Genomic DNA, 25,364 nt, shown 5'->3' with positions numbered 1-25,364 from the left:
AATAGTTTTGTATGAATAATCTCGTTCGAGCGAGTGTTTATACTATCATAGGCAACAGAATAAGGAAGAAATGATATGCAATCAAAAGTCGTGATCCCACAAGGTGAAAAAATTCAACTTGACGAAAAAGGTGCGCTTATTGTGCCAAATAACCCGATTATTCCTTTTATTGAAGGGGATGGTATTGGTGTAGATGTGACGCCTGCGATGCGAACGGTGATTGATGCAGCGGTAGAAAAAGCATATGGCGGTAAACGTAAAATTGCCTGGATGGAAATTTATGCAGGCGGTAAAGCAAATGAAGTATATGGTGAAAATACATGGCTACCAGATGAAACGATGGAATTTATCCGTGATTATCACGTGGCGATCAAAGGGCCTTTAATGACCCCAGTCGGTGGTGGAATTCGTTCGTTGAACGTGGCTATGCGTCAAGGCTTAGATTTATATAACTGCTTACGTCCGATTCGTTATTACGAGGGAACACCAAGCCCAGTGAAACACCCTGAACTTGTGGATATGGTGATTTTCCGCGAAAACTCTGAAGATATTTATGCTGGCGTGGAATGGGTAGCGGGCTCTGCAGAAGCGAACAAAGTGATTGCGTTTTTACAACAAGAAATGGGCGTAAAGAAAATCCGTTTCACTGAAGATTGTGGTATTGGTATTAAACCAGTTTCAAAACAAGGTACTCAACGTTTAGTGCGTGCCGCATTGCAATATGTCATCGACAATGACCGTAAATCGCTCACCCTTGTGCATAAAGGTAACATTATGAAATTTACCGAAGGCGCGTTCAAAGAGTGGGGTTATGAAGTAGCGAAAGAATTTGGTGCGGAATTGTTGGATGGCGGTCCTTGGATGAAATTAAAAAATCCAAAATCAGGCAAAGACATCATCATCAAAGACAGCATTGCGGATGCCTTCTTGCAAGAAATTCTACTTCATCCAACAGAATATGATGTGATTGCAACACTTAACTTGAATGGCGACTACATCTCAGATGCGTTAGCGGCACAAGTGGGGGGTATTGGGATTTCTCCAGGGGCAAACATTGGTGCAGAAGCCGCGATTTTTGAAGCAACACACGGTACTGCACCGAAAATTGCGGGTCAAGATAAAGGCAACCCAGGTTCATTGATTTTAAGTGGTGAAATGATGTTACGTCATTTAGGTTGGTTAGAGGCGGCTGATTTAGTGGTGAAAGCCGTATCAAAAACTATAGCAGATAAAACAGTCACATTTGATTTTGCAGAAATGTTAGAAGGCGCAAAATTACGCTCAACGTCTGAATTTGCGAAAGATATTGTGGCGAATATGTAATCGAATTTATCAGAATCACATGCCTCATCATGACTTGAAATGATGAGGCTTTTTTATTGGGATATCGCAAAATTTACGTTAATTTGCGGGATAATATGCGGTATTTTTTTTGATTTCGCGGTAAACTATCTACTTTGTGAGTAACTGGCTGAACAAGTATGCGTTTATTTCTTTTTTTATTAGTCGCGGTGTTATTGCTATTCCAATATGATTTTTGGTTTGGCAAAAATGGCTATTTGGATTACAAACAAACGGCACAACAGATCACCCAACATAAACAAGAAAATGAAAAGTTGTCACAACGTAATCAAGTGATTGCAGCTGAAATTAAAGATCTCAAACAAGGGGTTGAAGCCATCGAAGAGCGAGCAAGGTTCCAGCATGATATGGTGAAATCCGATGAAACTTTTTATCACATTGTGAAAGAGCAGAAATAATGAAGCAGGTGATTCAACGTAAAATTGTTGCAGTTGTGCCTGCCGCAGGAGTTGGCAGTCGTATGCAGGCAGATAAGCCGAAACAATATCTGCAAATTCACGGAAAAACGATTTTAGAGCATACGTTATCTGTGTTGTTAACTTATCCTTTGATCGAAAAAATTGTGTTAGCGGTTGCGCCACAGGATCCTTATATTTCTCGTTTATCCTTATTAACACACCCGAAAATCCAAGTGGTTGAGGGCGGTGAAAATCGTGCAGATTCAGTATTAAACGGGATTAATGCAGTAAGAAAGGCGGCACAACATGCAACAGATTTTTGGGTCATGGTGCATGATGCAGCCCGTCCTTGTTTAACTCATCAAGATCTGGATAAATTAGTGCAGGTTGATGATGAAAACGGTGCGATTCTAGCCACACCTGTTACAGATACCATTAAACGTACGTTGGACAATTTACACATTCAGCACACAGAAGATCGTTCACAGCTTTGGCTGGCGCATACGCCACAATTTTTCCCTGTAGAAACTTTAGCACAAGCATTAGAACACGCATTGGCACAAGGGGTATCCGTGACGGATGAGGCTTCAGCGATGGAATTTGCGGGATATCGACCGCACTTAGTCGCAGGGCGCAGTGATAACATTAAAGTGACCCGTCCTGAAGATTTGGCATTAGCTGAATTTTATTTAACCAGAAAAGCACAATAAGAGAAGAAAAAATGATGAATATTCGAATTGGTCATGGTTTTGATGTTCACGCCTTTGGGGGTGAGGGTCCGATTATTATTGGTGGCGTTGCGGTACCTTATGAGAAAGGGTTACTTGCGCATTCAGATGGTGATGTCGCCCTTCACGCACTCACTGATGCGTTATTGGGAGCTGTTGCGCTAGGGGATATTGGCAAGCTTTTTCCAGATACGGATATGCAATACAAAGGCGCGGATAGTCGCGGTTTATTGCGTGAAGCCTATGCTCAGGTACAAGCGAAAGGGTACACTGTGGGTAACGTCGATGTGACCATCATCGCTCAAGCACCTAAAATGCGCCCACATATTGATGCGATGCGTGCCGCCATTGCCGAAGATCTTGCGTGTGATATTGAACAAGTGAATGTTAAAGCGACGACAAGTGAAAAGTTAGGTTTTACGGGACGTGGTGAAGGCATTGCCTGTGAGGCTGTAGCGTTAGTCGTCAAAGCCTAATTTTTTATCAGAAAGTCGTGTTAACACGGTTTTCTCCAATCAGATAAAACAATAAAGGCGAGCCTTGCAGTTCGCCTTTATTACTCTATTAACAAGGAATACATGAAACTCGCTTATTTACAGTCGTCACAATATATGGGAAGTGACGAAAAACAGACCGCACTTCTGAAAGCCGAATGTGCAGATTTTATCGTGAAAGAAGAACTGGGTTATACGCTGTCGGGTGACGGTGAATTTGTCGCAGTGAAAGTACGTAAAACAGACTGCAATACCCTCTTTGTTGGTGAAAAATTAGCAAAATTTGCAGGTGTTTCTGAGCGTAATATGGGGTATGCAGGCTTAAAAGATCGAAAAGCCGTCACAGAACAATGGTTTTGTTTGCATATGCCTGGTCAACCTACACCTGATTTCAGCCAATTTCAGTTAGACGGGGTGGAGATTTTAGCGGTGACTCGCCATCACCGTAAGATCCGTACAGGCAGTCTTGATGGCAATCATTTTGAAATTTTGTTACGCGGCGCGAAAGAAACTGAAGCATTGAACGCGCGATTGGACACACTCAAGGTGTTGGGCTTTCCAAATTATTTTACGGAACAGCGTTTTGGGCGTGATGGTCATAATCTTACGCAAGCATTACGTTGGGCGAGAGGTGAAATTACTGTCAAAGATCGCAAAAAACGTAGTTTTTATCTTTCTGCGGCGCGCAGTGAAATCTTTAATTTAGTAGTGTCAGAACGTTTACGTTTACAGCTGGCGCATCAAGTATTGCCTGGTGATATTTTACAGTTACAAGGTTCACATAGCTGGTTCCAAGCGGATGAGCATGAAGATCTGAATGCGTTACAAGTGCGGTTAGAAAAACAGGATATTTTGCTCACAGCCCCATTAGTCGGGGAGTCACTTCTTCCAGCGAGTGAGTTGGAAAATCAAGTGGTGGAGCAACACGAGGCATTACTGAAATTAATGGCACAAGAGCGTATGAAAGCTGCGCGTCGCCCCATCCTCATGCACCCTCAGGGGCTACGCTGGGAATTTATTGACGCGGGGTTAAAGTTGTTTTTTTATTTACCAGCAGGCAGCTACGCCACGGCATTAGTACGAGAGTTGGTCAACGTACAAGAAGACTGATTTAACACTAAAGGGGAAAGGTCGCATAATCAGAGTTTCCTTCTTCTTGTGAGTTCAGTTTTTAATAGGAAACGCGTTAATAACGCAATGGATAACATAAGGATAAATCATGAAAATTCTTCTCAGCAACGATGATGGTATTCACGCAGAGGGGATTCAAATACTCGCTCGTGAGTTACGCAAATTTGCTGATGTCACACTTGTTGCTCCCGATCGTAATCGTAGTGCTGCCTCAAGCTCACTGACTTTAGTTGAACCGCTACGCCCTTTGCGTTTAGCGAATGGCGATTATTGTTTAAATGGTACACCTGCAGATTGCGTGTACTTAGCCCTGAATGGCTTTTTATCTGGGCAAGTTGATTTAGTGGTATCAGGGATCAACGCAGGGGTAAATTTAGGTGATGATGTGATTTATTCAGGCACCGTTGCGGCAGCATTAGAAGGGCGTTATTTGGGTTTACCTGCAATTGCCGTTTCCTTAGACGGACGTCAACATTATGAAACCGCCGCGCGTGTTGTTTGTGAATTGATTCCTAAATTACATGGGCAAATTTTAAAGTCTCGTGAAATAATCAATATTAATGTTCCCGATATTCCTTATGAACAATTGAAAGGGATAAAAGTATGCCATTTAGGCTATCGTGCCGCTGCTGCGGAAGTCATTAAACAACGTGATCCTCGAGGTGAGACGATTTACTGGGTGGGTCCTGCTGGGTTAGCTGAAAATGAGCAGGAGGGGACAGATTTCCACGCAGTGAAGCAAGGATACGTTTCTTTGACCCCGATTCAAGCCGATATGACAGCGTATCATTCGTTACGGGCTTTACAAGCGTGGTTAGAAAGTGAATAATGGCTCGTTTTTGAGTTTTTAGGAAGAGATAAAATTGAACATCTTCGGCGCAATGTATGATAAAACGATGGAATGGTCAAAACACCGTTATGCCACGTTTTTTCTTGCTTTTACCAGTTTTATTGAGGCAATATTTTTCCCGATTCCACCAGATGTGATGTTGATTCCGATGGCAATGTCAAAACCGCGCATGGCAATGAAACTTGCGCTTTACACCGCCATTGCGTCTGTTATTGGGGGGGCTATTGGCTATGGTTTAGGCTATTATGCCGTCGATTTTGTGCAACATTATGTCCAACAATTTGGTTATCAGCATCATTGGGAAACGGCGATTTCGTGGTTTGAAAAATGGGGAATTTTAGTGGTGTTTGTCGCAGGATTTTCACCTATCCCTTATAAAGTCTTTACGATTTGTGCAGGCGTCATGCAAATGGCCTTTTTGCCATTTTTATTGACAGCATTTGTTTCTCGAGCGGCACGTTTTGTGTTGGTGGCAAAGTTAGCCGCATGGGGTGGTGAGAAATTTGCAGACAAGTTGCGTCGTTCAATTGAGCTAATAGGTTGGTCTGTTGTGGTTTTAGCTGTGATCGCGTATGTTATTTTGAGATAATTGAAGGTTGAAAATGAATAAATTAGTTTTATTGTTGTCTATGATGTTAGTGTTAAGCGCCTGTTCAACAAATGTTCAAGATGAAAGTACATTAAGCCCTGGTATTATGGAGCCAGTCTCAGGTACTGGCGCAGTAGAAGGGGGCAGCTGGCTACCTGAAATTACTAAGCATTAAGCATGAATTTAAAATAAGAAAGAGGAAACTAGCAAATGAAAAAGTCGTTTTTACTTTTGCCTATCAGTATCGCTGTATTAACCGCATGTAATTCAACTGGCCCTGCACCAGTAGAAAGTGCAGATGGCAATTTGACACCAGGTATTATGCAACCAGTTGAGGCGGGTGGAAGCGGTTCTTGGGAGCCTCAAATTCAACAACACGATACTATGCCGAGCGGAATGGGACAACCTACATATCAACCAACGACACCCATCACGCCATCTACTTCAACGTCATCCTCACATTTTGACATTCCTCGTCACCCTGTGACACATCAGCCTGATTACAGCAAAATTGTACGTGGTTCGTATAAAGGAGAAACATATACTGTCCGTAAAGGCGACAGCATGTATTTAATCTCTTATATTTCTGGACTCAGTGTGAAAGAGATTGCAACGTTAAACCATTTGTCAGAGCCTTATCAATTAAGCACAGGACAAGTATTGAAAGTTGCTAATGGTAATAATGCATACGCGACTACGTCTCCTGCAATCGTGGGTACCACGACGACAACGACCACCACGACAACACAGTCTGTGAGTCAAGATTTTAATATTCCTCGAGATCCAACCAATAATCGTCCTGATTACAGTAAAATCGACAAAGGATTTTATAAAGGTGAAACATATACTGTACGCAAAGGCGATACGATGTATCTGATTGCTTATATCTCGGGTTTAGATGTCAAAGAGTTGGCGGCATTAAATAATATGTCAGAGCCTTATCGTTTAAGTGTTGGTCAAACGTTGCGTGTTTCAAATGGTAGAGCGGTTGTGACACCACAACCTGTCACGCAGCCTGTGGTGCCAGCAGTTGATCAACCTAAAACAAAAGAAATAACCTATACACCAGGTCCAAATGGTACACAATATGGTTCTGATGGCACGATTATTGGTCCAATTAAATCTGGCGTTAGTGCATCAACCTCTTCGGCACCAGCGCCTCAACCTGTTGTACAGCCGGTCGTTGATTCTCCAGTTTCTGTTCCTGTGCCGACCACGAAAGCGATGGTATCTAACGTCGCATGGCAATGGCCAACAAAAGGCAGCGTCGTGCAAGGTTTCTCGACGGCTGATGGTGGCAATAAAGGGATTGATATTGCGGGCTCACGTGGACAAGCGGTAAACGCGGCAGCGGCAGGACGTGTGGTTTATGCGGGAAATGCGTTACGTGGCTATGGCAACTTAATTATCATTAAACACAATGATGATTATTTAAGTGCGTATGCGCACAATGAAAGCATTTTAGTGAAAGATCAGGAAGAAGTGAGAGCTGGGCAACAAATTGCTAAAATGGGTAGCTCAGGAACGAACAGCGTGAAACTTCACTTTGAAATTCGTTACAAAGGTAAATCCGTTGATCCAACACGTTATTTACCGAAGCGTTAAGAGGGGTGGGGAAAATAGGACATTATGTGATGTCCTATTTTTTTGTCTTTAGACTTCTAGCCAAAATGTGACGGGACCATCATTCGTTAAACTGACCTGCATATCTGCCGCAAATTGACCGCTAGAAGTTTGAATTTTTTCACCGCACTTTTTCACCACATAATCATATAATTCTTCTGCAAGAGCAGGTGGTGCACCACGAGAAAAACTTGGGCGTAAACCTTTTTGCGTATCAGCGGCTAAAGTGAATTGAGAGACGACAAGCACTTGCCCATGAATTTGTTGCACATTGAGATTCATCTTGCCTTCTTCATCGCTAAATACACGATAATTAAGCACTTTTTCGATTAACCGATCAGCTTTGGCTTGGTCATCTTCTTTTTGTACACCGAGTAACACCAATAAACCTTGTCCAATTTCGCCGACAATTTGATTGTCCACTTCTACTTTTGCCTGCGTAACACGTTGAATCAGTGCAATCATCCTTGTTTCTCCAATAATTGTTTTCTTTGTGCAATTTCTGCTTTGAGTTCTTGTTCAGTTTTTTCGATTTTTTGTTGCAATGCAGGCTCATTAGTGTCCGCTTCTACGAGTTCTTCAACACTCATTTCACCTTGTTTACATAACGTGTAGTCCGCCAATACAGAAGCTAATTGTGCACCAATTAAAATCACCACCCAGCTTAATTGAATCCACAATAACATGATTGGTAACGTTGCCATTGCACCATAAATTAATTGGTATGAAGGGAAAGTGGTCACATACCAAATGAAGGCTTGCTTACCTAATGTGAAGAACACCGCTGCCACTAAAGCACCAATTGCCGAATGAATCATTTTCACTTTTTTATTCGGCACAACGGTGTAAATCAAGGTGAAAATTAACCAAGTTAAAAAGAACGGTACAAAACTCAGCACTTTCAAACCAAATGGCAACGAAATATTGTCATTTAACATCGTGGCGATGTAAGAACTCACACCGATACTTGCGCCAATCAATAACGGGCCTAATGTCAAAATTAGCCAATAAATGGCAAAAGAAAAGACGAGCGGACGAATGGTCGTGTCGTGCCAAATTGAGTTAAGGGTGCGATCAATCGAATTAATCAGCATTAAGGCAACCACAACCAAACTGATCACGCCGACAGCACTCATTTGCTTCGAGTTACTGACAAACTCATCAATATATTGCCCCACCATATCGCTAGCTTGTGGTGCAAAGTTATTGAAAATAAAGCCTTTTAGCTCGCCAGTCACTTCGTTAAACACGGGGAATGCAGAGAACACTGAAAACACCACCATCACGAGCGGTACAAGGGCTAGCATGGTGCTATAAGTCAAATAACCTGCGGCTTGGCTTAATTTATTTTGTTGAAAACGAAGCCAAAACAGTTTCGAGAAAAGTAGAGTATGTTTAAAAACGTTGTTCACAGTAAGCCTCCACAACAATGTTTAAATTTTTTATTTGAACCACAAAGACAGGGCTGTTTCATTGTGGGTAACGGGACTGTTGGATCAACAAAATACCAATGCCCTTCAATATTCACAAACAGCGATTTTTCATGATGCACTTGCGTGCCTTTATCCGTAGCAAAGTGCGCACCAAATTCCACAGTGCTGTGGGTTTTCGAAAGTGGTTCGTGTTTGACAATGGTTAAGCCCACCCATTGCGTGTGTTCTGCCCAGTCTTTTAATTCTGCAATCGGCAGTAAATGCTGCTGACTTGGCACAGTGGTTTGCACAATATAATCAATCTTTTTTAATGCGTAAGCGGTATAGCGAGAACGCATCAATTGCATGGCATTGGCGGGAAGTTGCTGTTGCTGGTGGAATGGCGCACAGCAATCTTGATAAGGTTGACCTGATTGACAGGGACAAAGTGCGGTTAAATTTTCAGTCATTTTGCTCATTTCATTTTCATATTAGGTCAAAATTGTAGCAAAGGCATTGTTGATTGAAAAATAATTTATCTTGTTGCCTTTGCTTCTTTTGATTGATTTCTCGTTATAACGTGTTGAATAACGTGATGCCATAATGCACCAAACTCACCGCAATCGCCCACATAATCACGCCAATCACGAGATCTAAAATACGCCAAGTAATAGGTCTGCGGAAAAATGGAATTAATAATCTTGCGCCATAACCTAGGCTGAAAAACCATAATGCAGACACTGACAATGAACCCACTAAAAAGAACAGTTTTTGTTCAAAAGCCAATGTGCCAGCAATTCCCCCTAAAATCACGACGGTATCTAAATAAACGTGCGGATTGAGTAGCGTAATCAATAACGTCGCAATCACGGCGTGTATGGTGCGTTGTGGTGTATTTTCTTGCTCTTCGAGTGCAAGCGAGGCATTACCTTGATAAGCAGAAAGAAAGGCTTTTAAACCATAAAACAGCAAAAATGCACCGCCTAAAAATGCAAGCACAACGGTTGCCATTGGGCTTTGGCTGATTAGTGAGCCTAGCCCTAATACTCCCAATGAAATCAAAACAATGTCGCAAATAAAGCAGGTTAAAATCACTGCAAGAATATTTTGTTTAAGTAATCCTTGTTTCAATACAAACGCATTTTGCGCCCCGATTGCGATAATCAAACCTGAGGTCACAAAAAATCCTTGTAAAAACTGTTCCATAAAGAATTTCCTTAATAATTCAAACATAAAGTAGTACACTAAACGCAATATTTTCGCTTTGCAAGCGTTTAATTTAACAACTTGTTAACAAGTGAGGTCAACGATGAAACCTTATTTAATTGCACCTTCTATTTTATCAGCGGATTTAGCCCGTTTAGGTGACGATGTTCAAAATGTCTTAAATTCTGGTGCGGATGTTATTCACTTCGATGTAATGGATAATCACTATGTGCCCAATTTAACCTTTGGTCCTGCGGTGTGTAAGGCGTTGCGTGATTACGGCATTACTGCACCCATTGATGTGCATTTAATGGTGAAACCTGTGGATCGCATTATTCCTGACTTTGCAAAAGCGGGTGCAACTTACATCACCTTCCACCCTGAAGCCACAGAACACATTGATCGCTCATTACAACTTGTGCGTGACTGCGGTTGTAAATCTGGGCTGGTGTTTAACCCCGCAACACCGCTCAGTTATTTAGATTATGTGATGGATAAAGTCGATGTGATTTTATTGATGTCGGTGAACCCTGGTTTTGGCGGACAATCTTTCATTCCAAGTACTTTAGATAAATTGCGTGAAGTGCGTAAACGTATTGACCAAAGTGGTTTTGATATCCGTTTAGAGGTTGACGGCGGTGTTAAAGTAAACAATATTGCGGAAATTGCGAAAGCGGGTGCGGATATGTTCGTTGCGGGTTCTGCAATTTTTGATCAGCCAGATTATAAGAAAGTGATTGACGAAATGCGTCAACAATTAGCAACTGTTTAATAAAAAGTGTGGTAGAAAATGACACAATTTAAATTGATTGGCTTTGACCTTGATGGCACCTTAGTCAATAGCTTGCCTGATTTGGCACTCTCAGTAAATTCAGCATTAGCAGAATTTGATTTACCCCAAGCACCGGAAGAGTTAGTGCTTACTTGGATTGGTAATGGAGCAGATATTTTAATTGCTCGTGCTTTAGAATGGGCAAAAGCGCAAACTGGCAAAAGCCTGAATGACGAACAAATTCGTGAGTTAAAACGTCGCTTTGGTTTCCATTATGGTGAAAATTTATGTAATTTAAGCCGTTTGTACCCAAATGTGAAAGAAACGTTGGAACAGTTAAAAGCACAAGGTTACACCTTAGCAGTGGTGACCAATAAGCCAACAAAACACGTTCAGCCTGTGTTAGCCGCGTTTGGTATCGATCATTTATTTAGCGAGTTGTTAGGTGGTCAATCTTTACCAGCGATTAAACCGCACCCAGCGCCATTGTATTATTTATGTGGTAAATTTGGTTTATACCCAAAACAAATTTTATTTGTGGGTGATTCAAAAAATGATATTTTAGCCGCACATTCAGCAGGCTGCCCAGTCGTTGGTTTAACCTATGGCTACAACTACAATATCCCCATTTCAGAAGCGAATCCTGATTGGGTGTTTGATGATTTTGCAGAGATTTTGACGATTTTGAAATAAGGAATAACAATGACAAAACCAGTTGTATTAAGTGGCGTGCAGCCATCAGGCGAATTAACCATTGGGAACTATCTTGGTGCATTGCGTCAATGGGTAAACATGCAAGACGATTACGAATGCCTATTCTGTATCGTGGACTTACACGCCATTACCGTTCGCCAAGACCCCGCGGCATTACGCAAGGCGACGTTAGATGTGCTTGCGTTATATTTAGCTTGTGGCATTGATCCTGAAAAAAGCACCATTTTTATCCAATCACACGTGCCAGAACACACACAATTGGCTTGGGTGCTAAATTGTTATACGTATTTCGGCGAAATGGGTCGAATGACACAATTCAAAGATAAATCGGCTCGCCACGCAGAAAATATCAACGTTGGTTTATTCACATATCCTGTGTTAATGGCGGCAGATATTTTGTTATATCAAGCAAATCAAGTGCCAGTGGGCGAAGACCAAAAACAACATTTAGAAATCACACGTGATATTGCAAACCGCTTTAACGCGATCTATGGTGAGCTCTTTGCTGTGCCAGAGCCGTTTATTCCAAAAGCGGGTGCACGCGTTATGTCACTGCTTGAGCCTGAAAAGAAAATGTCAAAATCAGACGAAAACCGTAATAACGTAATTGGTTTATTAGAAGATCCAAAAGCGGTTGCGAAGAAAATTAAACGTGCAGTGACAGACTCTGATGAGCCACCAGTAGTGCGTTATGATGTACAGAATAAAGCGGGTGTGTCTAACTTGTTAGATATTTTATCTGGTGTAACGGGTAAATCTATTGCAGAGCTCGAAGCAGAATTTGAAGGCAAAATGTATGGGCACTTAAAAGGTGCGGTGGCAGATGAAGTATCTGCCATGCTCACCACATTACAAGAACGTTTCCATCATTTCCGCAATAACGAAGAGTTGCTAAATAAAATTGCTCGTGAAGGGGCTGAAAAGGCGCGTGAACGCGCTAAGAAAACCTTAGAAGCGGTTTACCAAGCGGTTGGTTTTGTAGCATAGTTGATAAGTTAAAAAACTTTTTGATTTTTCACCGCACTTTAAGTGATTAAAGTGCGGTTTTTTTATGACTAAAACGAATATTTTTTAATCCATAACTTGCATTTATTGATAAATATGATTAGATCTTAATGATTTCTATTATCATTTAAAAACAAGAGCAAAAATGGAGAAATTATGCCAAACAAAATCCAATATAGTTTATTGAGTCTGAGTATTTTTTTCGCTTTAGGCGGGTTTCAAGTTGCCTTAGCCCAATCAGATACCAGTAATAAACCAACAGTAAGTAAGTTAGAAACGATTCTAGTAAATGAGAAAGAGGTAGATAGTCGTTATGATGAGAGTTTGCTTAAAACGTATCTTTCTGCGGGGTCTTATTCGTATTTAACTCAGTCAGAGATCTCGACATTTAGAGGCAGTTCTGTGGGCGACTTTTTATCTGGTGTACCTAGTGTCATTGTTGGAAATAAACGGAATAGTGGTGCGTTATCAGTGAATATTCGTGGAATAGCCAATGAAAACCGTGTACCAGTTTGGGTAGACAATGGATTACAGTCCGTCCCTTCTTGGCAAGGTTATGCGGGTTCATCAACTCGTACTTATTTGGATCCAGATTTAATTAGCCAAGTCGAAATAGAGAAAGGACCATCTTTTGCTCATGATGCGGCTGGAGCAATTGGGGGCGTGGTACGAATGAATACACTCAGTTGGAAGGATATTGTGACAGAGGGTAAAGATTGGGGATTACGTGTCACATTGGGTACGATGACAAATACCGTTTCCCCGCCAGCTAATTATACACCAGGTGGCTATCAAACCCGTTATATCAGTAAATGTTTATCGAATACGACAGGTTTATGTAAGGAGCAAACATACGCACCGAATGCGCGTTATTCTTCTCATGGATTCGATTTCAATGCGTATAATTATAGCCTTGCACTAGCGAAAAAATGGGATAATGCTGACATGGTGCTTGCTTATGCAAAACGTAAACAGGGGAACTATTTTGTTGGTCGTCATGGGCAAACACCACAGATTGACTCCATCGAATTTGAAGAGGATTCCGTTGAGGTTATCGAGCCACATCAATATGAAGATATTGAAATTGGCACGCTTTCTTTTAAAGAAAACCACAGTACCTTGTATCGTCCTGGTGAAGAAGCGTTAAACACGTCACAAAATAATGATTCCTATTTGGCTAAAGTGAATGTCTATAATGACGCGCACCGCTTAGGACTGACCTATCGTCATTACCGTAGTCATTTTGGTGAAATTATGAGCTCAATTTTGAATTTTCGTGCTTATGGTGCACTACAGGGAGAAGGAACGGAAGTCAAAGTAGATAACTATCATGTAAATTATCAATACAATCCGAAAACACCTTATGTAAATTTAAATGTCAATGCTTATTATACTCACAGTGATTCATCAAATTTTACGCCACTGATTGAAGAGTATGGTTACTCGTTATCTAGCCGTCATGCCCACTTTTTGATTTCTAAACAGAAAGGGGTGAGTGTTGATAATACGAGCATCTTTCAAGTCAACAACCAGCCTTTAACCTTAAAATATGGTGTGTCACATAATTATGAACGTATTTATCCACCACGTGATGCACAACAACGGGTCAAAGCAAAAGGCTACCCTGATAATGCGATTGCTCCGCTCTATGTGCGTGATGGGAAACGTAAAGAAATGAGTGCCTTTATTCATGCCAATTATCCACTCACTACATGGTTAAAAGCCGATGTGGGATTACGTTATATGCGTTCCACGATCTATGACAATGTTGTGCGCGAAGAAAAAATACATATTGGAGATAAACCTATTCCTCGCCCGGGAGGTGGATTTAATTTTGTGCCGCAGTATAAACATGTAGTACATAAACAAGCACCAATTAAAAATAAAGGATTTTCACCGATCATCATGTTAAGTGCTGATGTGCTGGAGGGTACCCTTCTCTATGTAAAATATGCCGAGGCATTGCGTTCCCCAAGTTTATTCCAAGCTACGAAAGGTTGGAGTATGCAGTCAACCGCAGATAATCTGGAGCAGCTAAAACCAGAAAGAGCAAAAAATTGGGAACTAGGCATTACAGGATTCTATGAACATCTTGGTGGTCGTGATAATGTGATGGGTTTTAAACTCGCTTATTTCCATAATACAGTAAAAGATTATCTCACACGAAGTTTTGATCGCATGAGTGGTTTAACACAAACCTTAAATTTACAAAGTGCGCAATTTACAGGATTTGAGGCATCTGCTTATTATGATATGCGTAAATTTTATGCGAAACTGGCGGGCACTTATTATACGAGAACAAAATTCTGTTTAACGCCTGAACAAGCAGGTAAAGAAACACAGTGTAATTCAGGTTATGTTTATCGGAGCAATTTAAATAATGCTGTCCCACCTCGATTAAATGTACACCTTACATTAGGGTCACGTTGGTTAGACGAAAAGTTAGATATTGGGGCTCGTTACAGCTATTACAGCAAACGTTTAGTGCCAGTGTTGTCTTCCGAACGGTTTGCTAATACATCGAGCATTGAGTGGGCCCCTTATTCGCTCGTTGATTTGTATGCCAACTATCATGTGTCTAAGCAGTTAAAATTGACTATGACAATGGATAATGTATTCAATCGTTATTATTTAGATACGAATAATATGGGATTGAACACAGCGCCAGGTAGAACATTACATTTTGGTGTTGAATATCGCTTCTAGCCATACAAAAGGCTGTCTAACAACCACACACGTGGAGCACGTGTGTGGTTATTTATTTAACTTGAGATTTTTGTTTGACTTTATTATATGATGCTTAACATTTTATAACCTATATGAATGGGAATTATTTACACCCTTCTGTTGTCAAAGCCTGTGCTGATGAATGGCATGTATTAATTGAATAGTGAGGAAAGTGTGGTGAGATTGTTAAAGGTGTTATGTTGTGCAGTGTTATGTTATGCCTCAAATGTCTGGGCAAAAGCGGATTTTAATATTAAATACAGCTCAAATTATTTAATGCCAGCGTATGTGCATTTTAAAGCCGATGGGGCTAAGTATTCCGTTGACGCCAAAATTAATGTTCCCCTTTATAACATTGCGTTTTTGTCAAAAGGCATACAAGGGGCAAAACAGTTCAATATGGTGGATTATCAAGATGTCCGTAACGGTAAACCTTATGCCACTTCAAAAATTCAAGGTGATACGATCGAATATGGCAAAGTCAAAAATGGTTTAACCAAAACCGCGTTGGAATTGCCAACATTTGATTTATTTACAATGGCATTTCAGCTCAGTTATTACGATAAATTGCCGATGAATTTCCAAATTACTAACGGCAAAAAATTGTATCCTATGCGTAATGTATTTGTGAAAAAAAGCGAGAGTGTGGTGAAACATAATGCGCAAGACGTCACTCAAATTACCTACCAATTTAAAACAGGCGAGAAAGATATTGTGGTGAAAAAATTTGCAGGTGAACAATTTCCACGCTTTATTTCTTACAATCGCGATGGCGATAATTATGAATTAACTTTCAGTGATTTTGTGAAATAATCTTGTCTGAACTCAAGCGAAAGTGCGGTAAAAATCACCGCACTTTTTTATTGTTTTTAAACTAAGAAATAACGATAGGCTGGGCTTTCCGTGACATCTTGATAAACGTAGCCAAGTTTTTCTAAATGTTGGTTGAAAGCGTCAAGATCGTCATCATTAAGTTGGAAACCTGCGAGGACGTTGCCGTAGTCTGCTCCATGGGCGCGGTAGTGGAACACGGAGATATTCCAGTGGGTTTGTCCAAGGGTTTCGAGGAATTTCAATAATGCGCCTTTTTGCTCTGGAAATTCGAAGCTATATAAACGCTCTTTAAAGTGGCTATTTGAGCGGCCGCCGATCATATAGCGCACGTGCGTTTTCGCAATATCATCATCAGACAAGTCGATCAAGTCATAGCCATTTTGTTGTAACTGATTGATAATGCTATTTTTCTCTTCTTCACCGCTAATCCGTACCCCCACGAAAATGCACGCTTGAGCATCATCTGCATAACGGTATTTAAATTCGGTTACTGGCACTGCACCTAAAATATGACAGAATTTTAAGAAGCTGCCCGGTTTTTCTGGGATAGTTACCGCAAGCAATGCTTCGTGTTGTTCACCGATTTCGCAACGCTCAGACACATAACGCAAGGTATGGAAGTTTAAGTTTGCTCCAGAAAGCACATTTACTAACGTTTCACCTTGAATATTGTGTTCTTTCACATATTTTTTTAAGCCAGCAAGTGAAAGCGCACCTGACGGCTCTGCAATCGCACGCACATTTTCAAAAATATCTTTTACTGCTGCACAGATTTCATCACCGTCAACAAGTACCACATCATCAATATATTGCTGACAAACGCGGAAAGTTTCGTCGCCAATACGTTTTACCGCCACGCCGTCTGCGAATAAACCCACACGGTCTAACTCAACAGGCTTGCCTGCTTTTAATGCATGATATAAACACGCCGAGTCTTTAGATTCAACGCCAATCACTTTAATTTCTGGCATTAATTGCTTAATTAATACAGCAATACCCGCCGCTAAACCACCGCCACCGACAGGCACAAAAATGCGATCGATGTGTGTATTTTGTTGTAGCAATTCCATCGCCAATGAACCTTGCCCTGCGATCACTGCTGGGTGATCAAAAGGCGGAATAAAGGTCATATGTTTACTTTCAGACAGCTCAATCGCTTTCGCTTTGGCTTCGTCAAAGTTTGCGCCATATAGCAACACTTCGCCACCAAAACCACGTACGGCTTCCACTTTGATGCTTGGGGTATTTTGTGGCATTACGATGAGTGCCCGTAAACCAAGTTGTTTCGCGGAAAGTGCAACACCTTGTGCGTGGTTGCCTGCTGAAGCCGCAATGACACCTGCTCGTTTTTGCTCATCAGGCAATCCTGCAATCATGGCATAAGCACCACGCAGTTTAAAACTATGTACAGGTTGGCGATCTTCACGTTTGATAAAAATGTGATTGCCCAAGCGCTCGGAAAGTTTGGGCATTTCTTGTAAAGGTGTGACTTGTGCCACTTCATACACTCTTGAGCTGAGCACCGCTTTTAAGTATTCGGCGCCAGTAGGTTGGGCGGAGGTGAGGTTGTTCGTCATAAATGATATCCGTTTATTTTATTACTCTAATCTTTCGCCTGAGGGCGAGTTACTTTTCTTTACTCGTGTAAAGCAAAGTAACCAAAAGAAACACGCCCCTGATTTTTCTTCTTCCTTCGCTTATTGCTAACTTTTGGAACCAACTTTCAAAACTCGCTTGCTTGGCAAGCTCAAACACTGAAAGTTGTTCTCAAAAGTTAACGCAACCGCTACGGCGAAAAATAAGGGGAACAGAGTGCGTTATGCTCATTTAGAGACAAATTAAAATTTCTTAAAAAATTACCGCACTTTGAATACTTCTGTTCCTCTTTATAAGATGGCGCTTTTAAATTTTGCTTTTATCTCTTACTGCGCCTTTGTCTGCAGAGGTGGCGAAGTGGCCGTAGACTTTTAAGGCGAAGGAAACTTCGCGTTGGCGGTTTGCAGGTTGCCAGCCGAGTTTGTCTTGCTCCGCGCGACGTTGTGCCAGTGCTTCTTCCGCAACGCATAATTGAATTGAGCGGTTTGGAATGTCGATTTCAATGGTGTCACCATCTTTGACTAAACCGATGACACCACCTGCTGCCGCTTCGGGTGACACATGACCGATCGATAGACCTGAGGTTCCGCCAGAGAAACGTCCGTCAGTTAATAATGCACAGGCTTTGCCTAATCCCATTGATTTTAAATAGCTGGTTGGGTAGAGCATTTCTTGCATACCTGGTCCGCCTTTTGGTCCTTCGTAACGGATGACCACTACGTGACCCGCTTGCACGTTGCCACCTAAAATGCCCGCAACGGCATCTTCTTGGCTTTCAAAAACAATGGCTTTTCCTGTGAATTTTAAAATGGACTCATCCACGCCTGCCGTTTTGACGATACAACCGTCTTGTGCGAGGTTGCCAGAGAGCATGGCTAAGCCACCGTCTTGGCTATACGCAAATTCCTTACTGCGAATACAGCCGTTTTCACGGTCATCATCGACAGTATCCCAACGGCAGTCTTGCGAAAAGGCTTCTGTGGTACGAATACCCGCAGGACCAGCACGGAAGAATTTGTGTACATTTTCATTTTGCGTGAGTTTAATGTCGTAACGTGCAAGTTGTTCCGCAAGGCTTAACCCTAAAACCGTACGGGTATCATTGTGTAATAAGTTGGCACGATCTAATTCCCCTAAAATTGCCATAATGCCACCTGCGCGGTGTACATCTTCCATATGGTATTTTTGTGTATTTGGCGCCACTTTGCTTAAACAGGGTACTTGGCGAGAGAGGCGATCAATATCTGCCATTGTGAAGTCCACTTCTGCCTCTTGTGCAGCAGCTAATAAATGCAAGACGGTGTTCGTTGAACCGCCCATGGCAATATCTAAGCTCATTGCGTTTTCAAAGGCTTTTTTCGTCGCAATTGCGCGAGGTAATACGCTGTCATCCTCTTGTTCATAATAGCGTTTGCATAATTCGACGATTTGTTTGCCCGCATCTAAGAACAGCTGTTTGCGGTCAGCGTGAGTCGCAAGGCAGGAACCATTGCCCGGTAAGCTTAAGCCTAACGCTTCAGTTAGACAGTTCATTGAATTTGCGGTAAACATACCTGAGCAAGAGCCACAAGTTGGGCAGGCTGAACGCTCGATTTTATCGCTGTCTTCATCTGATACATTCGGATTTGCCCCTTGAATCATGGCATCCACTAAATCCAATTTGATGACTTGATCTGACAATTTAGTTTTGCCTGCCTCCATGGGACCGCCCGATACAAATACAGTAGGAATATTCAAGCGCAATGCTGCCATTAACATTCCCGGGGTGATTTTGTCGCAGTTGGAAATACACACCATGGCATCAGCGCAATGCGCATTAACCATATATTCCACGCTGTCAGCGATTAAATCACGAGATGGCAGCGAATACAGCATGCCACCGTGTCCCATGGCAATCCCATCGTCAACAGCAATCGTATTAAATTCTTTGGCGACACCGCCTGCTTTTTCAATTTCGCGTGCTACTAATTGTCCGAGATCTTTTAAATGAACATGACCAGGAACGAATTGTGTAAAGGAATTGACCACGGCGATGATGGGTTTCCCAAAATCTTTATCGGTCATTCCTGTTGCACGCCACAAGGCTCTTGCCCCCGCCATATTGCGACCTTGTGTACTAGTTGCTGAACGTAATTTTGGCATAATCTCTCCAAGTGTAATGTTGTGTTTGTGCGGATTCACTGTTGTGTAATAAGTGTGAGTCAGCACGCTTGTAAATTGCCTATCCTAATGTTTAGGTGGTGTTTTAGTGGGGCGTAATGACCCTAAATAAATGGCTAACATAGTTAAAAGCGCGCCACACCATTGTAACCCATTGATCGCTTTATTGAGTAATAAGTAGTCTATTACTAACGCAGCAACAGGCTCTGAAAGCAGTAACAGCCCTGTGACACTAAGGGATAACAACGGGATCGCGTAAGCGATCATTCCCCAAGCTAAACATTGCATGACTGCACCATAAATCAGTATTAATCCCAGTTGTTCCCAGGTGGTTGGATAAAGTTGAGTGTGATTAAACCATAACGCAGGTACCAACAGAATTAACATTCCTCCTACACTGACGCGAAACATTAATGGAAAAATAGGTGTCACGGCGGCTTGCTGTGTTTTGCGAATATAGACCATCGATAACGCTAACATCAAGCCAGATACGATACCTGAAATAAATCCCCACAACGCATTTTGATTTTGTTTAAACTCTGGGCTGCCAATTAAGGCAACACCAAAGACTGCCAGGCAGAGACTGAATAACTGTAAAGTACTTTGCCGTTCACGAAACCAGAAAAAACCAATTGCAGAGAGCCAGAAAATTTGCAGGCTGTTTAATAACGTGGAAATCCCAGGACCGACAGCATAAATACTCTCATGCCACAAAGCTAAATCTAAACCTAAAAATGCACCAGAAATCAGGGCGTAATGTTTGGCTTTGCTTGAAATGGGCGCTTGTTGTTTCGCGCACTTGGCTAATGTATAAAAAATCATTGCGGCGACAAATAAACGCCAAAATGCAATAGCATAAGCGCCAACGGGGACATAAGCCACAATTAAACTGCCAAGACCAAAAATAATGCACCCCACCACTAAGCCAACCATGGCGGTTTTTTCTGTAAGTGCAATATGCGCCATACTCTTCCTTTAAACAGCCATTATTCCGTGAGAATAAACTCAGCGGCTTTTTGTGCGTGTAATGTGGTGGTATCAAAAAATGGTAGCGTGGCATCCTGTTGATTAACTAGCTGATTGATTAAACTATAATAAGTTACCGTGCTTTCAGGTGACATACCGCCAATAATACCGAGTGTTTTCATGAGCAGCGTCCTTATCTGTTTTATGCTTGAGTATGGTTAATCGTTAAGACATCGTACATTTTACTTAATTGATTGATAAGTAAGCTGAACTCGCGTTCACTTTGCACCGTCATATCACAATATAGGTTGTTCTGTTTTGTTTGCACTTGCATTGCCACAACATAAAAACCGCGATGACGGATCACACGTAAAATACGTTCAAGTGTTTCTGGACGTTGGTTTGCTTCTAATCTGAATTGATACGTTTGCATATAAAAAATTTCCTCAAAATCGACCGCACTTTACATGTTTTCTAACATGTCCATGTTACACGCATTAGGGGGCACTAATGGCCAAACATTTTCATTACTTGGGATACAGACATGTAAGAAATAGGCTTCTTTGCTTGCGAATAAGCGATCTAATGCGCCATTGACTTCTTCCCCTTTGGTAATACGTTCACCTTGGATGCCAAATGCGGCAGCTAACATCACAAAATCCGGGTTATCATCTAAAATCGTGCTACTAAAACGGGCATTAAAGAACAGCTCTTGCCATTGACGTACCATCCCTAAACGTTGGTTATCTAATAACACGATTTTAACAGGGGCTTTACCGCGTTTAATTGAGCCTAATTCTTGAATATTCATCATGATTGAGCCGTCACCCGAAATGACAATGACCTCATCTTCTGGACGTGCTTTCTTCGCCCCAATGGCTGCTGGTAAGCCAAAGCCCATCGTGCCATAACCTGCTGAGGTAATGTAATTTGTTGGTGCGAAGTGCTGCATATGTTGGGCTGACCACATTTGATGTTGTCCTACATCTGTGGTGATCACTGCATTTTGTGGTTTTTTATTGGACAATGTATGTAATAACCAGAGTGGGTTGATAAAAGTATCACCTTGATTTTCGCAATAACAAAAATCATGCTGTTGTTTGAGTTGGACAACACGTTGTTGCCAGTCTGTCAGGGTTAATGGCACGCTAAGAGTAGTTAACGCTTGTGCAATATCACCACACAATGCCACATCTGGACGACGTAACTTTCCGATTTCAGCGATATCAATGTCAGCATGAATCACTTTAGCATGAGGTGCAAAGGTTTCTAATTTCCCCGTGACGCGATCGTCAAAGCGCGCACCAAAAGCAAGCAACAGATCACATTCTTGCACGGCATAGTTTGCGGCTTTTGTTCCGTGCATACCAATCATGCCCATATAGTATGGGTTGTCGGGATTAATCGCGCCCAATCCTTTTAAGGTTGAGACGCTTGGCATTTGAGTGACTTCTAAAAAGTGACGTAATGCAGGAACAGCATTCGCCATGCCGATACCGCCCCCGACATACATGACGGGACGTTTTGCTGATTGTAATAATGCGAGTGCTGCAGATAATGTGTCATCAGATAATGCAGCGGGTTGCTCACGTGCAAACACGACGGGCTTGAGTGTCGTTGGGGCAACTTGTATATCTTTGGGAATATCAATTAACACGGGACCGGGTCTGCCGCTTGCCGCAATATGAAAGGCTTTCGCGATCACTTCAGGTAATTCTTCAATATGTTGCACTAAGAAACTGTGTTTTGTACATGCTAAAGATAGCCCTAATACATCAGCTTCCTGAAAGGCATCCGTACCGATTAAGGATGACGCAACTTGCCCAGTGATTGCGACAACGGGAATAGAGTCCATCAACGCATCCCCCAATCCTGTGATTAAGTTAGCCGCACCTGGTCCTGAGGTTGCGATACATACGCCCACTTTGCCACTGGCTCTGGCATAACCGATCGCAGCCATGGCAGCGCCCTGTTCATTACGGCATAATAAATGCTCTAAACCTGCATCATACAGCGCGTCATAAACAGGCATAATGGCGCCACCAGGATAGCCAAATACCGTTGTGATACCATGCGCTTTCAAACTTTCTGTGACTAATCTTGCCCCATTCATATAAATCACCCTTACAAATTTATCGATAAAAAAACCCTCGTCGATTGTCAGACGAGGGTTATATTTGATCTATTTAGTTGTACTGCTAATCAAACATTAACGCACTCGCCCCGCAGTGATAATGCTCACTACGAGGTTAATAATAATGTTGATTGCAGGGCGTAATGCCATCTTTCACGTCCAAATAGTTAGTATGCTGTTGTGTGTTTTATATTCATATCATATTTTTTTTTCAGCGCAAACCTTTTTTTTAACAAAAGCGTAAAAAAGACGAAAACGTTTTCGTTTCTGAATCAGAACATGGATTTGTTTCCGTTTTATTCGCTAGTGAGCGTCCTTCGCTTATTGTGTTATCATAAGCTCAATTTTTCTGATCATAGGATATGTTATGCAGCCTTTTCCTTTTCGTGCCATTGTGTCAGATCTTGATGGGACGCTATTAAATACCAATCATGTTATTGGTGACTTTACGATTGATACCTTACAAAAACTCGCGGCTAAAGGGATAGACGTGATGTTGGCAACGGGCCGTAATCATGTTGATCTATTGCCTATTTTACAAAAAGTGAATATTGAACATGCGGTCATGATTACGTCAAATGGTGCAAGAGCACAAGATTTACAAGGTAACTTATTAGTACGTAATTATTTACCTGAATCCACCGCATTTGAGATTATGAATCTACCTTTTGATCGTCAGCGTGTTTGCGTGAATACTTATCAAGGCGATGACTGGTTTATTAACGTTGATGTCCCGCAGTTACGTAAATATCATCAAGATTCAGGATTCATGTACGAAGTAGTGGATTTTGCTCAACATCATGGACGTGATACTGAGAAAGTGTTTTTTATTGGACGTGAGCCGCAGGATTTAGTCGAATTAGAACTGCATTTAAGAGCGGTTTATGGCGATTGTACTAGCATTACGTATTCTACTCCTGTTTGCTTGGAAGTGATGAATCAAAATGTTTCTAAGGCCAGTGCGTTAGAACGTGTTTTGGCCAGTCGTGATTATGATATGCAACACTGCCTTGCTTTTGGCGATGGCATGAATGATGTGCAGTTGTTAAGCCAAGTCGGGAAAGGCTGTGTAATGGAGAACGCTGATCCACGTTTGAAAGCAGCATGTCCGCATTTGGAAGTGATCGGATTGAATGCACAGGAATCCGTTGCCAATTATCTTCGTCATCTATTTGACCTTTGAGGAATTGATAATCTCCAGTGAGATCGTTGTGCGATGAATCTATTACAAAATTGTCTACTCATTAGTCTTGGTGCAGCATTGGGGGCACTGTGTCGATATGGATTGAGTATATTGCTCAATCCGTTGTTGGCGTGTTTCTCGGTAGGGACGTTAGTCGCCAATTATCTTGGCTGTTTACTCATTGGAGTGGCATTAGCCGTGTTTTGGCAATTCCCCACCTTGTCACCCGAATGGCGTTTATTTTTAGTCACTGGTTTTTTGGGAAGCCTGACGACCTTTTCTGCTTTCAGTGCGGAAGTGATCGAAAATGTGTTGCAACAGAAGTGGCTCGAAGCCATGGCTGTTGTATCATTACATGTGGTGGGTTGTCTCGTGTTTACCGCATTGGGTGTGTTGATTTGGCGCGGTTTTCATTAAAAAATTGATAAATTTGCTTTAAGGCCGCATCTCGAATCGGGTCACGTTCAAATAAAATTTCGTGTTTACTGTGTGCAATTTGTACGAGCTTGCCTTGTGGTAAAAGTGCAGTCAATTTTTCTAAATATTGATTATCGACAATCTTTTCTTTTTCTGACTGTAAAATTAAAACTGGAATTTCAATACGTGGCAAAATGTTTGGCAGTTTTTTAATCGCATTGAAACATAAATGCACCCAACGGAAAGTCGGTCCGCCTAAATGGATTTGTGGGTGACGGCGATTGATGCGGTTCATCCATTTCATTCTGGTACGACAGCAACTGAGATCATTTTTATCTAAATCCGCAGGTTTATATCGCCCTTTACCAAAGACATAACGTGTGCCTTGTCCGAATAACATCATCAAGTTAATGATCAGTTCATCGCGTAAGGAATGCTGTAGCGGAATGCCATAAAATGGTGCAGAAAATACAGCACGGTTTACTTGATGATCATAATTCGCCAGATAGTAAGTGCTAATCAGTGCCCCCAGTGAATGCGCGAGGAGGTGTTGACATTGATAGGAATATAACGAGGTGATTTTTGCTAATAAAATGGCTAAATCATCCGCATAAAAGCGAAACTCATCGATATAGCCTTTGTCATGATCTTTGAGTAAACGTTGTGAATATCCCTGACCACGATGGTCAAAGACTAATACATCGTATCCCTGTTGATAAAAGTCATACGCCAGCTCTGTCCATTTTAGTAAATTTTCTGCACGTCCATTTACCAAAATCATTAATTTACGTTCGGTTGGCGTATCTTGAACGAAGTGGCGATAAGTAATGCGTACCCCTTTTTTCCCTTTTACATCTTGCAGTGGGAACTGTGCAGCAAAAGGATGCAATTCAGCTAAAGCAAAGTGGGTAAAATGAGGTTCGCGTTCGATCATAGGCTACTCTAAATGAAAACTCAGCATAGATGCCATCATAGCATATTTCAACGAAACGGGGGGTGAAATATCAAGGGCGGGTAAGCGGACAGTGCATGACTGGAGAAAAAATAGAAAAAGTGCGGTCAG

At 41.8% G+C, this 25,364-nt stretch carries 26 protein-coding genes and 1 pseudogene; 16 read left to right on the top strand and 11 right to left on the bottom strand.

Annotation, left to right across the window (positions count from 1 at the left end):
- The first annotated feature begins 75 nt into the window (after positions 1–75).
- From icd to nlpD, 9 genes are all read left to right on the top strand, one after another.
- Positions 76–1,323: an NADP-dependent isocitrate dehydrogenase gene (gene icd / locus ACWIT3_RS02850; RefSeq protein ID WP_457161301.1), complete on the top strand. Its 1,248-nt coding sequence runs from the start codon at positions 76–78 to the stop codon at positions 1,321–1,323.
- 158 nt (positions 1,324–1,481) lie between these two features.
- Positions 1,482–1,760: a cell division protein FtsB gene (ftsB, locus tag ACWIT3_RS02845; protein WP_046339800.1), complete on the top strand. Its 279-nt coding sequence runs from the start codon at positions 1,482–1,484 to the stop codon at positions 1,758–1,760.
- On the top strand, positions 1,760–2,470 hold the full coding sequence (gene ispD / locus ACWIT3_RS02840) for a 2-C-methyl-D-erythritol 4-phosphate cytidylyltransferase (protein ID WP_457161300.1): 711 nt from the start codon (positions 1,760–1,762) through the stop codon (positions 2,468–2,470). The genes ftsB and ispD overlap by 1 nt, the downstream gene beginning before the upstream one ends.
- Before the next feature lie 14 nt (positions 2,471–2,484).
- On the top strand, positions 2,485–2,964 hold the full coding sequence (ispF, locus tag ACWIT3_RS02835; RefSeq protein ID WP_046339798.1) for a 2-C-methyl-D-erythritol 2,4-cyclodiphosphate synthase: 480 nt from the start codon (positions 2,485–2,487) through the stop codon (positions 2,962–2,964).
- 102 nt (positions 2,965–3,066) lie between these two features.
- The gene (truD, locus tag ACWIT3_RS02830) at positions 3,067–4,092 is read left to right on the top strand and encodes a tRNA pseudouridine(13) synthase TruD (RefSeq protein WP_457161299.1); all 1,026 of its coding nucleotides are present in this window, start codon (positions 3,067–3,069) and stop codon (positions 4,090–4,092) included.
- A gap of 109 nt (positions 4,093–4,201) precedes the next feature.
- Positions 4,202–4,942, top strand: a complete 741-nt coding sequence (surE, locus tag ACWIT3_RS02825; protein WP_457161298.1) for a 5'/3'-nucleotidase SurE — start codon at positions 4,202–4,204, stop codon at positions 4,940–4,942.
- Between the two features lie 34 nt (positions 4,943–4,976).
- Entirely contained in the window at positions 4,977–5,552 is a 576-nt protein-coding gene (locus ACWIT3_RS02820; RefSeq protein WP_457161297.1) for a YqaA family protein, read from the top strand.
- A gap of 13 nt (positions 5,553–5,565) precedes the next feature.
- Positions 5,566–5,727, top strand: a complete 162-nt coding sequence (locus ACWIT3_RS02815) for a hypothetical protein (protein ID WP_457161296.1) — start codon at positions 5,566–5,568, stop codon at positions 5,725–5,727.
- Between the two features lie 35 nt (positions 5,728–5,762).
- Positions 5,763–7,157: a murein hydrolase activator NlpD gene (gene nlpD, locus ACWIT3_RS02810; RefSeq protein ID WP_457161295.1), complete on the top strand. Its 1,395-nt coding sequence runs from the start codon at positions 5,763–5,765 to the stop codon at positions 7,155–7,157.
- A gap of 48 nt (positions 7,158–7,205) precedes the next feature.
- Here the strand turns inward: nlpD and dtd are convergent, their stop codons facing one another.
- The 4 genes from dtd to ACWIT3_RS02790 all read right to left on the bottom strand — a co-directional run bounded on the left by dtd (position 7,206) and on the right by ACWIT3_RS02790 (position 9,793).
- A complete protein-coding gene (dtd, locus tag ACWIT3_RS02805) occupies positions 7,206–7,640 on the bottom strand; it encodes a D-aminoacyl-tRNA deacylase (protein WP_457161294.1) in 435 nt (144 codons plus the stop codon).
- On the bottom strand, positions 7,637–8,587 hold the full coding sequence (locus ACWIT3_RS02800) for a virulence factor BrkB family protein (RefSeq protein ID WP_457161293.1): 951 nt from the start codon (positions 8,585–8,587) through the stop codon (positions 7,637–7,639). The genes dtd and ACWIT3_RS02800 overlap by 4 nt, the downstream gene beginning before the upstream one ends.
- Positions 8,584–9,057 (bottom strand): YchJ family protein, encoded by a 474-nt coding sequence (locus tag ACWIT3_RS02795; RefSeq protein ID WP_457161292.1) that lies wholly within the window; start codon positions 9,055–9,057, stop codon positions 8,584–8,586. The genes ACWIT3_RS02800 and ACWIT3_RS02795 overlap by 4 nt, the downstream gene beginning before the upstream one ends.
- A 103-nt stretch (positions 9,058–9,160) precedes the next feature.
- A complete protein-coding gene (locus ACWIT3_RS02790) occupies positions 9,161–9,793 on the bottom strand; it encodes a LysE/ArgO family amino acid transporter (protein WP_457161291.1) in 633 nt (210 codons plus the stop codon).
- A 103-nt stretch (positions 9,794–9,896) separates the two neighbouring features.
- Here ACWIT3_RS02790 and rpe point away from each other — a divergent pair, with 103 nt between their 5' ends.
- From rpe to ACWIT3_RS02765, 5 genes are all read left to right on the top strand, one after another.
- Complete coding sequence (gene rpe / locus ACWIT3_RS02785) at positions 9,897–10,565, top strand: ribulose-phosphate 3-epimerase (RefSeq protein ID WP_457161290.1); 669 nt, start codon at positions 9,897–9,899, stop codon at positions 10,563–10,565.
- An 18-nt stretch (positions 10,566–10,583) separates the two neighbouring features.
- Positions 10,584–11,258, top strand: a complete 675-nt coding sequence (locus tag ACWIT3_RS02780) for a phosphoglycolate phosphatase (protein ID WP_457161289.1) — start codon at positions 10,584–10,586, stop codon at positions 11,256–11,258.
- A 9-nt stretch (positions 11,259–11,267) separates the two neighbouring features.
- Positions 11,268–12,266: a tryptophan--tRNA ligase gene (gene trpS, locus ACWIT3_RS02775; RefSeq protein ID WP_457161288.1), complete on the top strand. Its 999-nt coding sequence runs from the start codon at positions 11,268–11,270 to the stop codon at positions 12,264–12,266.
- 174 nt (positions 12,267–12,440) lie between these two features.
- Entirely contained in the window at positions 12,441–14,990 is a 2,550-nt protein-coding gene (locus ACWIT3_RS02770; protein ID WP_457161287.1) for a TonB-dependent receptor domain-containing protein, read from the top strand.
- A 198-nt stretch (positions 14,991–15,188) separates the two neighbouring features.
- Complete coding sequence (locus tag ACWIT3_RS02765; RefSeq protein WP_457161286.1) at positions 15,189–15,824, top strand: hypothetical protein; 636 nt, start codon at positions 15,189–15,191, stop codon at positions 15,822–15,824.
- Positions 15,825–15,880: 56 nt separating this feature from the next.
- On the opposite strand, the gene ilvA is transcribed toward ACWIT3_RS02765, so the two are convergent.
- The 6 genes and pseudogenes from ilvA to ilvG form a co-directional block, all read right to left on the bottom strand.
- The gene (gene ilvA, locus ACWIT3_RS02760; RefSeq protein ID WP_457161285.1) at positions 15,881–17,422 is read right to left on the bottom strand and encodes a threonine ammonia-lyase, biosynthetic; all 1,542 of its coding nucleotides are present in this window, start codon (positions 17,420–17,422) and stop codon (positions 15,881–15,883) included.
- 325 nt (positions 17,423–17,747) lie between these two features.
- Entirely contained in the window at positions 17,748–19,583 is a 1,836-nt protein-coding gene (gene ilvD, locus ACWIT3_RS02755) for a dihydroxy-acid dehydratase (RefSeq protein WP_457161284.1), read from the bottom strand.
- A gap of 84 nt (positions 19,584–19,667) precedes the next feature.
- The gene (locus ACWIT3_RS02750; protein ID WP_457161283.1) at positions 19,668–20,567 is read right to left on the bottom strand and encodes a DMT family transporter; all 900 of its coding nucleotides are present in this window, start codon (positions 20,565–20,567) and stop codon (positions 19,668–19,670) included.
- Between the two features lie 98 nt (positions 20,568–20,665).
- Positions 20,666–20,749 (bottom strand): annotated as a pseudogene (locus ACWIT3_RS02745) (aspartate/glutamate racemase); the annotation flags it as partial.
- 20 nt (positions 20,750–20,769) lie between these two features.
- On the bottom strand, positions 20,770–21,000 hold the full coding sequence (gene ilvM, locus ACWIT3_RS02740; protein WP_457161282.1) for an acetolactate synthase 2 small subunit: 231 nt from the start codon (positions 20,998–21,000) through the stop codon (positions 20,770–20,772).
- A gap of 30 nt (positions 21,001–21,030) precedes the next feature.
- Positions 21,031–22,680: an acetolactate synthase 2 catalytic subunit gene (gene ilvG, locus ACWIT3_RS02735; RefSeq protein ID WP_457161281.1), complete on the bottom strand. Its 1,650-nt coding sequence runs from the start codon at positions 22,678–22,680 to the stop codon at positions 21,031–21,033.
- A gap of 388 nt (positions 22,681–23,068) precedes the next feature.
- On the opposite strand from ilvG, the gene ACWIT3_RS02730 reads away from it, so the two are divergent.
- The gene (locus ACWIT3_RS02730; RefSeq protein WP_457161280.1) at positions 23,069–23,884 is read left to right on the top strand and encodes a Cof-type HAD-IIB family hydrolase; all 816 of its coding nucleotides are present in this window, start codon (positions 23,069–23,071) and stop codon (positions 23,882–23,884) included.
- A gap of 33 nt (positions 23,885–23,917) precedes the next feature.
- Positions 23,918–24,301 carry a fluoride efflux transporter CrcB gene (gene crcB / locus ACWIT3_RS02725; RefSeq protein ID WP_457161279.1) on the top strand — a complete coding sequence of 128 codons (384 nt, stop codon included), beginning with the start codon at positions 23,918–23,920 and terminating at the stop codon, positions 24,299–24,301.
- Here the strand turns inward: crcB and ACWIT3_RS02720 are convergent.
- On the bottom strand, positions 24,261–25,232 hold the full coding sequence (locus ACWIT3_RS02720; RefSeq protein WP_457161396.1) for an alpha/beta fold hydrolase: 972 nt from the start codon (positions 25,230–25,232) through the stop codon (positions 24,261–24,263). The two genes, crcB and ACWIT3_RS02720, sit on opposite strands and share 41 nt — an antisense overlap.
- Positions 25,233–25,364 lie beyond the last annotated feature (132 nt).

The sequence above is a fragment of the Pasteurella sp. P03HT genome (assembly GCF_054052285.1).
The sequence above is the reverse complement of the archived record's forward strand: the minus strand, read 5'-3'. Positions and strand labels throughout refer to the sequence as shown.